This is a genomic window from Klebsiella sp. M5al (assembly GCF_002090195.1).
Taxonomy (GTDB): domain Bacteria; phylum Pseudomonadota; class Gammaproteobacteria; order Enterobacterales; family Enterobacteriaceae; genus Klebsiella; species Klebsiella grimontii.
The window spans coordinates 4177547-4191416 of the sequence record NZ_CP020657.1 but is presented as its reverse complement, the minus strand read 5'-3'; the positions used below and the strand labels follow the sequence as shown (position 1 = coordinate 4191416).

At 59.1% G+C, this 13870-nt stretch carries 11 protein-coding genes and 1 pseudogene; 7 read left to right on the top strand and 5 right to left on the bottom strand.

The genetic code is table 11. The features are described 5' to 3' along the window. Nucleotides 1-54 precede the first annotated feature (54 nt). The 5 genes from BWI76_RS20000 to yfaU all read left to right on the top strand — a co-directional run bounded on the left by BWI76_RS20000 (nt 55) and on the right by yfaU (nt 5617). Nucleotides 55-1251, top strand: coding sequence for a nicotinamide mononucleotide deamidase-related protein YfaY (locus tag BWI76_RS20000; RefSeq protein WP_004134004.1), 1197 nt, complete (start codon nt 55-57; stop codon nt 1249-1251). Between the two features lie 204 nt (nt 1252-1455). Then, nucleotides 1456-2238 carry an IclR family transcriptional regulator gene (locus BWI76_RS19995; RefSeq protein ID WP_004123072.1) on the top strand — a complete coding sequence of 261 codons (783 nt, stop codon included), beginning with the start codon at nt 1456-1458 and terminating at the stop codon, nt 2236-2238. Nucleotides 2239-2251: 13 nt separating this feature from the next. Beyond that, nucleotides 2252-3457, top strand: coding sequence for an L-rhamnonate dehydratase (rhmD, locus tag BWI76_RS19990; RefSeq protein ID WP_004134009.1), 1206 nt, complete (start codon nt 2252-2254; stop codon nt 3455-3457). Nucleotides 3458-3509: 52 nt separating this feature from the next. Further along, nucleotides 3510-4799 carry an MFS transporter gene (locus BWI76_RS19985; protein ID WP_024359242.1) on the top strand — a complete coding sequence of 430 codons (1290 nt, stop codon included), beginning with the start codon at nt 3510-3512 and terminating at the stop codon, nt 4797-4799. 14 nt (nt 4800-4813) lie between these two features. Further along, nucleotides 4814-5617 (top strand): 2-keto-3-deoxy-L-rhamnonate aldolase, encoded by an 804-nt coding sequence (gene yfaU / locus BWI76_RS19980; protein WP_064371604.1) that lies wholly within the window; start codon nt 4814-4816, stop codon nt 5615-5617. A gap of 23 nt (nt 5618-5640) precedes the next feature. On the opposite strand, the pseudogene glpC reads toward yfaU, so the two are convergent. From glpC to glpA, 3 genes and pseudogenes are all read right to left on the bottom strand, one after another. Beyond that, nucleotides 5641-6820, bottom strand: a pseudogene (gene glpC, locus BWI76_RS19975) (anaerobic glycerol-3-phosphate dehydrogenase subunit GlpC). Then, nucleotides 6817-8076 carry a glycerol-3-phosphate dehydrogenase subunit GlpB gene (gene glpB / locus BWI76_RS19970; RefSeq protein WP_064371603.1) on the bottom strand — a complete coding sequence of 420 codons (1260 nt, stop codon included), beginning with the start codon at nt 8074-8076 and terminating at the stop codon, nt 6817-6819. The pseudogene glpC and the gene glpB overlap by 4 nt, the downstream one beginning before the upstream one ends. Continuing rightward, nucleotides 8066-9688 carry an anaerobic glycerol-3-phosphate dehydrogenase subunit A gene (gene glpA, locus BWI76_RS19965; RefSeq protein ID WP_049087157.1) on the bottom strand — a complete coding sequence of 541 codons (1623 nt, stop codon included), beginning with the start codon at nt 9686-9688 and terminating at the stop codon, nt 8066-8068. The genes glpB and glpA overlap by 11 nt, the downstream gene beginning before the upstream one ends. 271 nt (nt 9689-9959) lie before the next feature. On the opposite strand from glpA, the gene glpT reads away from it, so the two are divergent. Then, nucleotides 9960-11306 carry a glycerol-3-phosphate transporter gene (glpT, locus tag BWI76_RS19960; RefSeq protein WP_004123062.1) on the top strand — a complete coding sequence of 449 codons (1347 nt, stop codon included), beginning with the start codon at nt 9960-9962 and terminating at the stop codon, nt 11304-11306. Between the two features lie 9 nt (nt 11307-11315). Continuing rightward, nucleotides 11316-12386: a glycerophosphodiester phosphodiesterase gene (gene glpQ / locus BWI76_RS19955; protein WP_004134020.1), complete on the top strand. Its 1071-nt coding sequence runs from the start codon at nt 11316-11318 to the stop codon at nt 12384-12386. Nucleotides 12387-12457: 71 nt separating this feature from the next. Here the strand turns inward: glpQ and yfaE are convergent, their stop codons facing one another. Together yfaE and nrdB are read right to left on the bottom strand one after the other, a co-directional pair. Further along, on the bottom strand, nt 12458-12712 hold the full coding sequence (gene yfaE / locus BWI76_RS19950; RefSeq protein WP_004104002.1) for a class I ribonucleotide reductase maintenance protein YfaE: 255 nt from the start codon (nt 12710-12712) through the stop codon (nt 12458-12460). Continuing rightward, nucleotides 12712-13842, bottom strand: coding sequence for a class Ia ribonucleoside-diphosphate reductase subunit beta (gene nrdB / locus BWI76_RS19945; protein ID WP_004123058.1), 1131 nt, complete (start codon nt 13840-13842; stop codon nt 12712-12714). The genes yfaE and nrdB overlap by 1 nt, the downstream gene beginning before the upstream one ends. Nucleotides 13843-13870: the final 28 nt, after the last annotated feature.

Here is a 13870-nt window from a genome sequence, read left to right as displayed (position 1 = left end):
TTTCGCCAGCCGCTTTGCGATATAGTATTTCTACTTATCAGGCTGGAGTTCATAATGTTAAACGTGGAAATGCTGTCCACCGGCGATGAAGTACTGCATGGGCAAATCATCGATACCAATGCCGCGTGGCTGGCGGATTTCTTTTTTAATCAAGGATTACCCTTAAAGCGTCGCCATACCGTTGGTGACGATCTCGACTCCCTGGTGGCGATTTTACGCGAGCGCAGCGAGCATGCCGATGTGCTGATCGTCAACGGCGGTCTGGGGCCGACCAGCGACGACCTGAGCGCGCTGGCCGCCGCGACGGCCAAAGGCGAAGGGTTGATTTTGCACGAAGCGTGGCTGGAAACCATGACCCGTTTCTTTGCCGAGCGCGGCAGGCCCATGGCCGCCAGCAATCGTAAACAGGCGGAAATTCCGCAAAGCGCCGAGATGATCGATAACCCGGTTGGAACCGCCTGCGGTTTTGCCGTGCAGCTAAACCGCTGCCTGATGTTTTTTACCCCCGGCGTGCCTTCCGAATTTAAGGTGATGGTCGAGCAGGAAATCTTACCGCGCCTGCGCGAGCGTTTCCCGCTGCCTGCTGCGCCGCTGTGCCTGCGTCTGACCACCTTCGGCCGTTCCGAAAGCGAACTGGCGCAGAGCCTCGATCATCTGCAGCTGCCGCCGGGCGTGGTGATGGGCTATCGCTCCTCGATGCCGATTATCGAACTGAAGCTGACCGGGCCCGCTGAACAGCGCGAGGCGATGCTGGCGCTGTGGCTGGAAGTGCGGAAAGTGGCCGGAGAGAGCATGATTTTCGAAGGCACAGAAGGCCTGCCCGCGCAGATCGCCCGTCGTCTGCAGGAGCGTCAGCTAAGCCTGACGCTGAGCGAGCAGTTTACCGGCGGCCTGCTGGCGCTACAGCTTTCACGCGTCAATGCGCCGCTGTTGGCCAGTGAAGTCATTCCGTCGCAGGAAGAGACTCTGGCGCAGTCCGCGCGCTGGGCGGCTGAGCGGCGCGAGAAACATTTTGCCGGCCTGGCGCTGGCGGTCAGCGGCCAGGAGAGCGATCACCTGAATTTTGCGCTTTCTACGCCGGACGGCACCCACGCGCTGCGGGTGAAATTCACCACCAGCCGCCACAGCGTGCAGGTGCGTCAGGAGGTGTGCGCGATGATGGCACTGAACATGCTGCGCCGCTGGCTGAACGGCCAGCCGGTGGCCGGCGAACACGGCTGGATTAACGTCGTCGAATCTCTCACGGTGTAAACAAACCTCCGCGTCGGGAGTCTTTCCCGACGCGCGATGAGTCCAGCCAGCTGTACTTGCTTTTAAATATTCTGTGTACTACCTCGCATTTTTATCCTTCCGAACGTCCACCCTGCTGGAATAGCGTCGTCATTTGAAGCCGCTCACAATTTATCCGCCTGACAACCGCAACACTGATTCCAGTATTCAGGATTGGAGTCCAGTATGTTGGAATCAAGCAAAGTCCCGGCGCTGACCCGCGCCATTGATATTCTCAATTTGATCGCCCGCATCGGTCCCTGCAGCGCGGCGACCATTATTGACGAACTGGGTATTCCGAAAAGTACCGCCTATCTGCTGTTGGGAGAGCTGAAAAAACAGCGCTTCCTCAGCATGGATAATCAGGATAACTACTGCCTGTGGACCAAGCTGGTTGAGCTGGCCGGGCAGGCGCTGAGCAAAATGGACCTGCGCGAGCTGGCGCGTCCGCGCCTGACGCAGCTGATGGATCAGTGTGGGCTGCTCTGCCACCTGGGCATTATCGACAGCGGCAACGCCTACTACATTCTGAAGATTGAGTCCCCGGCCACCATCAGCGTGCGCTCGCATGAGGGGAAGAGCCTGTCGCTGTATCGCTCCGGTATCGGTAAATGCCTGCTGGCCTGGCAGCCCGAGCGGGTTCAGGAGTCGATTATCAGCGAGCTGCGGTGGGAACGGGCGACGCCAACCACTATCACCAGCGCCCAGCAGCTTCGCGATGAGCTGGGGCGTATTCGCGCCCGCGGCTGGAGCTTCGATAACGGCGAAGACTATCCCGACGTTCGCTGCGTGGCCGCCCCGGTGTTTAACGCCAATAACGAGCTGACCGCCGCCATTTCCGTGGTGGGTACCCGTCTGCAAATCAATGAAGACAATCGCGATTACCTCGCCGGTAGGGCGATTGCCTGCGCCAAAGATATTTCCCGTCTGCTGGGGTGGAAGAGCCCCTTCGAACAACAAGCCTCATAATAAGGAGAAGATCATGACCCTACCGAAAATTAAACACGTCCGCGCCTGGTTTATCGGCGGCGCTACCGCAGAGAAAGGCGCTGGCGGCGGCGATTATCATGACCAGGGGGCAAATCACTGGATTGACGATCATATCGCCACGCCGATGAGCAAATATAAACAGTATGAACAGTCTCGCCAGTCGTTTGGCATCAACGTTCTCGGTACGCTGATCGTTGAAGTGGAAGCCGAAAACGGGCAGACCGGCTTTGCGGTGTCGACCGCGGGCGAGATGGGTTGCTTTATCGTGGAAAAACATCTGAACCGCTTTATTGAAGGTAAGTGCGTCAGCGATATCAAACTGATCCATGACCAGATGCTCAACGCTACCATGTATTACTCCGGATCCGGCGGTCTGGTGATGAATACTATCTCCTGTATCGACCTGGCGCTGTGGGATCTGTTCGGCAAAGTGGTTGGGCTGCCGGTTTATAAACTGCTGGGCGGCGCGGTGCGCGATGAAATTCAGTTCTACGCCACCGGGGCGCGCCCGGATCTGGCGAAGGAGATGGGCTTTATTGGCGGCAAGATGCCGACCCACTGGGGGCCGCACGATGGCGACGCGGGGATCCGCAAAGATGCCGCGATGGTGGCCGATATGCGCGAAAAATGCGGGCCGGACTTCTGGCTGATGCTGGACTGCTGGATGAGCCAGGACGTGAATTACGCCACTAAACTGGCCCACGCCTGCGCGCCCTCTAACCTTAAGTGGATCGAAGAGTGCCTGCCGCCGCAGCAGTACGAAGGCTACCGCGAGCTGAAACGCAATGCGCCAGCCGGAATGATGGTCACCAGCGGCGAGCACCACGGCACGCTGCAATCTTTCCGCACGCTGTCGGAAACCGGCATCGATATTATGCAGCCTGATGTGGGCTGGTGCGGCGGTCTGACCACGCTGGTGGAGATTGCGGCGATCGCCAAATCGCGCGGCCAGCTGGTGGTGCCGCACGGCTCGTCGGTCTATTCGCACCACGCGGTCATTACCTTTACCAATACGCCGTTCAGCGAGTTCCTGATGACCAGCCCGGATTGCTCAACGATGCGTCCGCAGTTTGACCCGATTCTGGTTGACGAGCCGGTGCCGGTAAACGGGCGCATTCATAAAAGCGTGCTGGATAAACCGGGCTTCGGCGTCGAGCTGAACCGCGACTGCAACCTGAAACGTCCTTATAGCCACTGATCCCGTCGTGCCGCACAGCGCAGATGTGCGGCCCATTGTTGAGGATATTACGATGAGCAACACCTTGCTTGAAAGCGTGGTGAAGAAAAACCGCGCCCGTTTGATCCCTTTTATGCTGGCGCTGTACGTGCTGGCGTTTCTTGACCGTTCGAATATCGGCTTTGCCAAAGAGACCTATCAGCTGGATACCGGCCTGAGCAACGAGGCCTATGCGCTGGGGGCGGGGATTTTCTTTGTGGTGTACGCCTTTCTCGGGGTGCCCGCCAACCTGCTGATGCGCAAATTCGGCGCAAGAAAATGGATCGGCTGCACCACCTTGCTGTGGGGGCTTCTCTCCGCGGCGATGGCGTGGGCGGACACCGAAGCGAAGTTTCTGCTGGTGCGTACCCTGCTGGGCGCCGCCGAGGCGGGCTTCTTCCCGGGTATGATCTACCTGACTTCCCAGTGGTTCCCGCAGCAGAACCGCGCCAGCATTATGGGGCTGTTTTATATGGGCGCGCCGCTGGCGCTGACCCTCGGGTCGCCGCTCTCCGGCGCGCTGCTGGAAATGCACGGCTTTATGGGACATCCCGGCTGGTTCTGGATGTTTATCATTGAGGGGCTGCTGGCGGTCGGCGCCGGGTTCTTCACCTTCTTCTGGCTTGACGATACGCCGCAAAAGGCGCGTTTCCTGAGCGCTGCCGAAAAACAGGCGTTAATCAGCGAGCTGGCCAGCGAAGAGCAGAAAAAGGTGACTTCGCGTTTGTCCGATGCGCTGCGCAACGGCCGCGTCTGGCAGCTGGCCATTATTTATCTGACCATTCAGGTAGCGGTTTACGGTCTGATCTTCTTCCTGCCGACCCAGGTTGCCGCGCTGCTCGGCACCAAGGTGGGGTTTGTGGCTTCGGTGGTGACCGCTATTCCGTGGGTAGCGGCGCTGTTCGGGACCTGGCTGATTCCGCGCTACTCCGACCGTACCGGCGAGCGGCGTAATATTGCCGCATTCACCCTGCTGGCGGCGGCGATTGGCATTGCGGTCTCCGGGCTGGTGTCGCCAGTGCTGGCGATTATCGCGCTGTGCGTTGCCGCCGTGGGCGTCATTGCCGTACAGCCGGTGTTCTGGACCATGCCGACGCAGCTGTTGTCCGGCACGGCGCTGGCCGCGGGCATCGGTTTCGTCAACCTGTTTGGCGCCATCGGCGGTTTTCTGGCGCCGATTATCCGCGTCCAGGCTGAAACAATGTTCGCGAGTGATTCTGCCGGATTAGTGACGCTCGCCTGCGTGGCGATTGTCGGAGTTGTTATTATCTTTTCACTGCGCGTCAATCGTACGGTGCCGCAGGCTGACAGCGTACAGCATTAATGTAAGGGAGAACTATGAACGCAATTTTATCGAACCCATTTAAAGCGGGATTGTTGCAAGGGGAAGCGCAAATTGGCTTGTGGCTGAGCTCGACCTCTTCGTATATGGCTGAGATTGCCGCCACCTCGGGTTACGACTGGCTGCTGATTGACGGCGAACATGCGCCCAATACCATTCAGGACCTGTATCATCAGCTGCAGGCCATCGCGCCCTACGTCAGCCAGCCGGTGATTCGCCCGGTGGAGGGCAATCGTAGCCTGATTAAACAGGTACTGGATATCGGCGCCAGAACGCTGCTGATCCCGATGGTCGATACCGCTGAACAGGCGCGGGAGATCGTCTCGGCTACCCGCTATCCGCCGGTGGGCACCCGCGGCGTCGGGGCCGGGGTGGCCCGCGCCGCGCGCTGGGGGCGGGTAGAGAACTATATGGCGCAGGCCAACGATGAACTGTGCCTGCTGATTCAGGTGGAGAGCAAAACCGCCCTCGATAATCTGGATGCGATCCTCGAAGTGGAGGGGATTGACGGCGTCTTTATCGGCCCGGCTGACCTATCGGCTTCGCTGGGCTACCCGGACAACGCCGGGCATCCGGACGTTCAGCGCATTATCGAACAGAGCATCCGCCGCATTCGCGCGGCGGGAAAAGCCGCCGGTTTCCTCGCCGTTGACCCGGAGATGGCGCACAAAGCGCTGGCGTGGGGGGCCAATTTTGTCGCCGTGGGCGTTGATACCAACCTCTATACCCGCGCGCTGGATAAACGGCTGGCGATGTTCAAGCCGATAGCCGAACAGGCGGAGGGAAAGGGGAGCTATTAGTCCCCCCGCAGCCGGTGCTGGTATCAGGCCAGCGCCTGCGCCAGCAGAGAGATGGGATGTTCGCAGCGTTTGCTGGTGGACATCTCAATCTGCCATTTGCAGGTTTCACAATCGGTCACCACCAGGTCGGCGCCGCTCTCCTCAATTTGCCGGAACAGCGGCGCGCCAATGGCCTGCGATGAGTCATAGTTCTCCGACTTAAACCCATAGGTGCCGGCAATGCCGCAGCATTGAGAGTCGAGCACCTCCAGCTGCAAGCCGGGGATCAGCCGCAATAGCTCAAGGGTATACAGCGACCAGCCCATTTTCTCCATATGACAGGGGGTGTGATAGACCACCTTCAGCGGCAGCGGTTTTAGCTGCAAAGGCCGCCCATCATCCAACTGACGCCAGATCCAGCGGGTTGCCAGCTCAATACGATCGCGAACGTCGCGGTTCTCAATATCGAGTACGTGCGGGTATTCATCGCGTAGGGTAAAGGTGCAGGTTGATGAGGTCGCAATAACAGGGAGGCTATTTTCCCGCATCGCGGTGACGTTGCTCTGCGCCTGCTTGCGCGCCCTGGCAAAAAAAACCGTTGGCAATCAGCGGCACGCCGCAGCACTGCTCCTTACTGAATAACTGCACGCCGATGCCCATGGCGTTCAGCACCCGGATAAGATCTTTGCCCAGCTGTGGGTGGTTGTAGTTGACATAGCAGCCGTGAAAAAACGCCACCTGTTCGGCGTATTGCGCCTGCTGAGCAGACAGCTGACGATACGCGCGGCGAAAGGTGCCAAAGCCATATTTCGGCAGCGTACGGCGGTGATCGATTTTAAGCGCGGCGTCGAGGAGTCGCCGTACCGGCTTCAGCCCGGTGGTGGCGTTCACCAGCGGGGCAAACGGCGTGGAGAGGGTGCCCATCAGGTCGGTATGGCTGAGGATCGCATCGCGCAGGGTGGGCTTTTGCCGACCATACTCCATGCGCGCGCGCTGGATAATATCGCCGATTTTGACGTCTGAGGGGCAGGCGACTTCACAGCGTTTGCAGTTAATGCAGTATTTTAACGCCTCGTCGTAGAGCGTGCCGTCTTTCAGGCGCAGGCGCTCGCCGTCCGGCCCGGCCTGTTTTGGCCCAGGGTAGCGCGGGTTAACCCGGCTGACCGGGCAGGCGGTGGTGCAAACGGTGCATTTAATGCAGTGTTCAAAACGCGTGTCGTTCATGACTCACCTCCGGCAAGCTCGCCGATTAACCTTGCGGCGTGCAGCGCGGTGACCGCGCAGACGCCGCCGCCGCATCCCAGCGCGATGGCATCAAAACCGCCGAGAATAGAACCTACGGCGAACAGATTCTCCAGCGTCTGCCCCTGAAGCTGCGGACGCAGGGCCGCATCGGTTTTCAGGCCGAAACGCTGCCAGGGCTGGGAAGCAAAAAAGTCCTGCTGATACCAGCGCTCGCGCGGTAGCGTCTGCTGCAGATCAAGGCCAAGAATAGGCTCGCGCACGCCGCTGCGTTCGGCGACCAGCCCATTGCTGAAAAAGCTGCCGCTGGCCAGCACCGCGAAGCGCGGGCGCAGCGGGATATCGCCGTGGTTGCGCGTCCAGATAGCGTTAACGATACCGTTCTGCTGGCTAATATTGATGACTTCGTCGCCGGTAAGCCAGGTGCCGCCGCCGCGGATAAAATGCCGCTGGAGCTGGGCGTGCAGGCGCATCCCCGGCACCGACGGCGGCAGCGTAGGCAGCAGGCGCAGCGGGCAGGGAAGGCGCTGCTGTAGCCACTGATACAGACGATCGTCGGCGAGGCCGAAGCAGGCGGGCATGATAATGAAACGGTGCCGCTGCGCCAGCGGACGCAGCGCCGCCAGCAGCGCTGGCCACTGCGTTTCATCGTCCAGACGGCGGGCGATATTGGCGGCGCGAAATTCGGATGGGCTATCGCGCAGAACATCAAGGAGCGGTAAATCTATCTCCTGCGCTTCGGCGTGAACGCCATGCTGGTTCAGCGAGGCGGCGGCAAGATGCGGCTGGAAGTCGCCGAATCCGCTGATGCCGACCACGCAGACGCCGTTGGCGGGCAGCGGCGCGGTGGCAATCTCCTGCGGCGAAAGCCAGGCCGCGCGTAAGGTTCCCAGCGGCGTCACGCGCAGATGCGGCTGGCTGGCCTCACCCTGCATGGCGATACCGCAGTCGGCAAACAGAGCCTGCGCCTGGCTGGCGTAACCCATTACCCGTTCGGCGCCGAGTCTGGCATAAGGATGCTCGGAAAGCTGGCGGGCCAGCTGGCCGATGCCGTGAGCAACATCGGTGACGGTTTCGCCATTCGGCAACGTCGAGAGCAGATCCAGCGAGGCGGAAGAGAAGTGCAGGGCGCTTTGGCCGCGGCTGATAATCACGCTGCGCAGGCCGCGCTGATTGAGCGCCAGCCCGCAGAGCAGCCCGGCAAGGCCGCCGCCGATAATGGCGCAATCAAACTTCATCCTGATGCTCCTTTTGTAATCCGCACAGGCCGAGATAGACCCAGCGGGTGAACTCGCTTTCGCGCAGCGCGTCTCCCCAGGCCACCGGCTGGACGCCTTTCCAGCGCTCGTTCAGAAATTCAGACAGCTGGGTAAGGGAGCGCGCGGAGGTGGTGACGTTAAAACGCGCGAGCAGCCCGGCGGCCCGGCAGGCGCACAGCTCGCCCTGACAGGTGCCCATGCCGACGCGGGTGCGCCGGCGCAGGTCGAGCAGGTTTTTCACCGCCAGATTTTCGACCGCGTACTGAACCTCGCCGGCGGTGACCGCTTCGCATTCGCAGACCAGGCTGCGGTGCTGGCGGCTATCGCCAAGCCAGGCGGGGGTACGATCGCCGTGGCGATAAATGGCCGACCCGCGCAGCGATGCTGGTAAAGCGATGATTTTGCGTAACGTGGTTTCCGTCGGCTCCTGCGAGCCGGGAAGCGGCGCATCGGCGGTTGTACAGGGGGCGGTATTGCCGAGCTTGCGGCATACCGCATCCGTAGCCCATTCCGCCATCAGGCGGTAGGTCATCAGCTTACCGCCGGTGATGGTGATAAAACCTTCCATGCCGTCGCGCTGGGCGTGGTCGAGCAGCACGATGCCGCGGCTGACGCTGCGTCCACTGGGATCGTCATCGCTGGCGACCAGCGGACGTACGCCGGAGTAGGCGCGCAGTATCCGGGTCCGCCCCATGATCGGCGCCAGCTTTTCCCCCTCGCGTAGTAGCGTATCGACTTCCCCGGCCGTCACCCGGTTGTCGTCAATTTCGTCATAGGGAATGTGCATCGAGGTGGTGCCAATCAACGAAATGGTATCGCCGGGTACCAGGATATCGGCGTCAGCCGGTTTGCGGCAGCGGTTGATAACCTGACGGTTAATGCGGTGGTCGAGGATCAGCAGCGATCCTTTTGCCGGAAACATCGCGATGCGCAGGTCGGCATACTCTGCGATACGCTGCCCCCAGATCCCGGCGGCGTTGACCACCACCTGCGCGCGCAGGCTGAGCGGTTCACGGCGCTGACGATCGTAGAGCGCTACCCCCTGGACGCGATCGCCCTCGCGCAGCAGGCCGGTGACTTCGCAGCCGGTGAGGATCGTGGCGCCATGTTCGCGGGCATCGAGCATATTCGCGGCGGTGAGGCGGAACGGATCGACGGTGCCGTCCGGTACCTGCACGGCGCCAAGCAGCGCGGGATTCACGGCAGGCTCCAGGCGCAGCGTTTCGGCGGGCGTCAGAGGCTGGGCTTCAATACCCGCCTGCTGGCAGGCGGTGATAAAGGTGTGCTGATACGCCGGGTCATCTTCCGGCAGGGTAATAAAGAGTCCGCTGGTGGGCTCAATGCAGTGGCGGGCGATACGGCGTAAGATGCGGTTTTCGCTGATGCACTCGCGCGCCGATTCGCTATCGGTTACCGCATAGCGCGCGCCGCTGTGCAGCAGGCCGTGGTTACGCCCGGTCGCGCCGGTGGCGATATCGTAGCGCTCAACCAGCGCAGCCTTCAGCCCGCGCAGCGCGCAGTCGCGCGCGATCCCGGCGCCGGTTGCGCCGCCGCCAATAATAATGACGTCATATTCACGACTATCGGCCATCTCCCTGTCCTCTGTGTTCGTTTTACATCATTTAGCCATATCGATAGCGTTTAATGTTTGATTTCGAGCATATTTGCGCGTAATTCGAGCATTTGTTGTGACTTTGCGCGCATATTGGAAAGCATTGTCATATTTCTGTAACAAAGTGTGCGACATTTCACAGTATTAGATTTACGCTTTGCCTACTATCGCGACCAAATTAGAAGTCAGTGAATAAATTACGTTTTTTTGCGTCGACGTCAGAAAAACAGCAATGGCCACGGAGGCTGATATGTTAAGTATATTTAAACCCGCAGCGCATAAGGCGCGTTTGCCAACGGCGGAAATCGATCCGTTATATCGTCGATTACGTTGGCAGATCTTTATTGGTATCTTCTTCGGATATGCCGCTTACTATCTGGTTCGTAAGAACTTTGCTTTGGCTATGCCTTATCTTATCGAACAGGGATTCTCCCGCGGCGATCTCGGCTTTGCGCTTTCCGGTATCTCCATCGCCTACGGATTTTCGAAATTCATCATGGGCTCGGTCTCAGATCGTTCGAATCCGCGCATTTTTTTACCGGCAGGGCTGATCCTGGCCGCGCTGGTGATGCTGGTCATGGGCTTCGTCCCCTGGGCGACCTCCAGCATTATGGTGATGTTCGTGCTGCTGTTCCTGTGCGGCTGGTTCCAGGGGATGGGCTGGCCGCCGTGCGGGCGCACGATGGTGCACTGGTGGTCGCAAAAAGAGCGCGGCGGTATTGTGTCGGTATGGAACTGCGCGCATAACGTCGGCGGCGGGATCCCGCCGCTGCTGTTTCTGCTGGGGATGGCGTGGTTTAACGACTGGCACGCGGCGCTGTATATGCCAGCTTTCGGTGCGATCCTGCTGGCGATTTTCGCCTTCGCGATGATGCGCGATACCCCGCAGTCCTGCGGCCTGCCGCCGATCGAAGAGTACAAAAACGATTATCCTGACGACTATAGCGAGAAGCACGAAGAAGAGCTGACCGCAAAGCAGATCTTTATGCAGTACATCCTGCCGAACAAGCTGCTGTGGTACATCGCCGTCGCCAACGTATTTGTCTATCTGCTGCGCTACGGCATCCTCGACTGGTCGCCGACCTATCTGAAGGAGGTTAAGCACTTCGCGCTGGATAAATCATCCTGGGCCTACTTCCTTTATGAATACGCGGGGATCCCGGGCACCCTGCTGTGCGGCTGGATGTCGGATAAAGTGTTTAAAGGCAACCGCGGCGCGACCGGCGTCTTCTTTATGACCCTGGTCACCATCGCCACCGTCGTTTACTGGCTGAACCCGCCGGGTAATCCGGGCGTGGATATGGCCTGCATGATCATCATCGGCTTCCTGATTTATGGTCCGGTGATGCTGATTGGCCTCCATGCGCTGGAGCTGGCGCCGAAAAAAGCCGCCGGCACCGCCGCGGGCTTCACCGGCCTGTTCGGCTATCTCGGCGGCTCGGTAGCCGCAAGCGCTATCGTTGGCTACACCGTCGATTTCTTCGGCTGGGACGGCGGCTTTATGGTGATGATCGGCGGCAGCGTGCTGGCTGTCCTGCTGTTGATTATCGTGATGCTGGGTGAACGACGTCATCACCAGCAGATGAAACAAGGCTAAGGAGCGGCGATGAAAAGTCAATTAACCGCTCTGATGAGCGGCATGATGCTGGCCGCTACCGCGCTCTCTTTCAGCGCCGTCGCGGGGGAGAAAATCGTTATCGCCCACCGCGGCGCCAGCGGCTATCTGCCGGAACATACCCTCCCGGCGAAAGCGATGGCGTATGCTCAGGGGGCCGATTACCTTGAGCAAGATCTGGTGATGACTAAAGACGACCGGCTGGTGGTGCTGCATGACCACTATCTGGACCGGGTGACCGACGTGGCGCAGCGTTTCCCGCAGCGGGCACGTAAGGATGGCCGCTTCTACGCCATCGACTTTACGCTCGCCGAGATAAAGTCGCTGAAGTTTACCGAAGGGTTTGAGCCGAAAGATGGCAAGAACGTGCAAACTTATCCGGGCCGTTTCCCGATGGGGAAGTCTGATTTCCGTATTCATACCTTTGAAGAGGAGATTGAGTTTGTGCAGGGGTTGAATCACTCAACCGGCAAAAACATCGGTATCTACCCGGAAATCAAAGCGCCGTGGTTCCATCATCAGGAAGGTAAGGATATTGCCGCCAGTACGCTGAAAGTGCTGAAAGAGTATGGTTATACCCGCAAGCAGGATAAGGTCTATCTGCAGTGCTTTGACGCGGACGAGCTCAAACGTATTAAACACGAGCTGGAGCCGAAGATGGGGATGGATCTCAATCTGGTGCAGCTTATCGCCTATACCGACTGGAATGAAACCCAGCAACGGCAGGCCGACGGCAAATGGGTGAACTACAGCTATGACTGGATGTTCAAACCGGGGGCGATGGCGCAGATCGCGCAGTACGCTGACGGCATTGGCCCGGACTACCATATGCTGGTGGCCGAAGGCTCGAAGTCGGGTGATGTGAAGCTGACGGCTATGGTGAAAGAAGCTCACGCCAGCCATATGCAGGTCCATCCGTATACGGTCCGTGCCGATCAATTGCCGGAGTACGCAACCGATGTCAATCAGCTCTACAACGTGCTGTATCGCCAGGCGGACGTCGACGGCCTGTTTACCGATTTCCCGGATAAAGCGGTGCAGTTCCTGAACGCGAAGCAGTAAAAAGCCGGGCTTACCCGGCCTGTGAACGGCAGTTTTGTCGGTCGGGTAAGCGTTACGCCGGCCGACAAAACTTACATCTCGATTTCGATATCGCCTTTCGCCCGGCAGCAGCAGGGCAAAATCTCTCCCGGCTGGACAAACGCCAGCGGCTCGGTGAGCCAGTCAACCTGGCCCGAAACCAGCCGTAGACGGCAGGAGCCGCAGTAGCCTTCGCGGCACTGATACTCCACGTCGATATTGTGCGATTCCAGAGCCGCCAGCAGGGAGGGATGTTCATCCTGACACTCAAGGCGAGTGTCAGAAATCTTCAAAAAAATGCGTTTCATCAGAGCTGGAAGTTGCTCAGATCGTCGGCGTCGACTTCGGAATCGATCTGTCCGACGAGGTAAGAACTGACTTCCACTTCCTGCGGCGCGACCTGCACGTTATCGGACACCAGCCAGGTGTTGATCCACGGGATCGGGTTGGAGCGGGTCTGGAACGGCAGATCGAGACCCACCGCCTGCATGCGGATGTTGGTAATGTACTCAACGTACTGGCAGAGAATATCTTTGTTCAGGCCGATCATCGAGCCGTCGCGGAACAGATAATCCGCCCACTCTTTTTCCTGCTGCGCCGCCTGCACGAACAGGTCGTAGCACGCCTGTTTGCACTCTTCGGCGATTGAAGCCATCTCCGGATCGTCGACGCCGGAACGCAGCAGGTTCAGCATGTGCTGAGTACCGGTCAGGTGCAGTGCTTCATCGCGGGCGATCAGACGGATAATCTTGGCGTTACCTTCCATCAGCTTGCGCTCGGCAAAGGCGAAGGAGCAGGCGAAGCTGACGTAAAAACGGATGGCTTCCAGCGCGTTCACGCTCATCAGGCACAGGTAGAGTTTCTTTTTCAGCTCGCGCAGGTTCACGGTGATGGTTTTACCGTTCACGCTGTGGGTGCCTTCGCCCAGCAGATGCCAGTAGCTGGTCAGCTCAATCAATTCATCGTAATAGCTGGAAATCCCTTCCGCGCGTTTCTGAATCTGCTCGTTGGTGACGATATCGTCAAACACCATCGCCGGATCGTTAACGATATTGCGGATGATATGGGTGTAGGAGCGCGAGTGAATGGTCTCTGAGAACGCCCAGGTTTCAACCCAGGTTTCCAGCTCCGGAATTGAAATCAGCGGCAGCAGGGCGACGTTCGGGCTGCGTCCCTGGATCGAGTCGAGCAGCGTCTGATATTTCAGGTTGCTGATAAAAATGTGTTTTTCGTGTTCCGGCAGCGCCTGGTAGTCGATGCGGTCGCGGGAAACGTCAACTTCTTCCGGACGCCAGAAGAAGGAGAGCTGTTTTTCAATCAGCTTTTCGAAGATGTCATATTTTTGCTGATCGTAGCGGGCGACGTTCACCGGCTGACCAAAAAACATCGGCTCAAGCAGCTGATCGTTTTTGGTCTGAGAAAAAGTGGTATATGCCATGAGTGGGGATCCTGTCCTGGAATTACAA

Bases quoted from the DNA above. Each gene is read 5' to 3' on its own strand.
- glpT (WP_004123062.1), top strand. From the start codon at position 9,960: ATGTTAAGTATATTTAAACCCGCAGCGCATAAGGCGCGTTTGCCAACG.
- BWI76_RS19995 (WP_004123072.1), top strand. From the start codon at position 1,456: ATGTTGGAATCAAGCAAAGTCCCGGCGCTGACCCGCGCCATTGATATT.
- rhmD (WP_004134009.1), top strand. From the start codon at position 2,252: ATGACCCTACCGAAAATTAAACACGTCCGCGCCTGGTTTATCGGCGGC.
- yfaE (WP_004104002.1), bottom strand. From the start codon at position 12,712: ATGAAACGCATTTTTTTGAAGATTTCTGACACTCGCCTTGAGTGTCAG.
- BWI76_RS19985 (WP_024359242.1), top strand. From the start codon at position 3,510: ATGAGCAACACCTTGCTTGAAAGCGTGGTGAAGAAAAACCGCGCCCGT.
- glpA (WP_049087157.1), bottom strand. From the start codon at position 9,688: ATGGCCGATAGTCGTGAATATGACGTCATTATTATTGGCGGCGGCGCA.
- glpQ (WP_004134020.1), top strand. From the start codon at position 11,316: ATGAAAAGTCAATTAACCGCTCTGATGAGCGGCATGATGCTGGCCGCT.
- glpB (WP_064371603.1), bottom strand. From the start codon at position 8,076: ATGAAGTTTGATTGCGCCATTATCGGCGGCGGCCTTGCCGGGCTGCTC.
- yfaU (WP_064371604.1), top strand. From the start codon at position 4,814: ATGAACGCAATTTTATCGAACCCATTTAAAGCGGGATTGTTGCAAGGG.
- nrdB (WP_004123058.1), bottom strand. From the start codon at position 13,842: ATGGCATATACCACTTTTTCTCAGACCAAAAACGATCAGCTGCTTGAG.
- BWI76_RS20000 (WP_004134004.1), top strand. From the start codon at position 55: ATGTTAAACGTGGAAATGCTGTCCACCGGCGATGAAGTACTGCATGGG.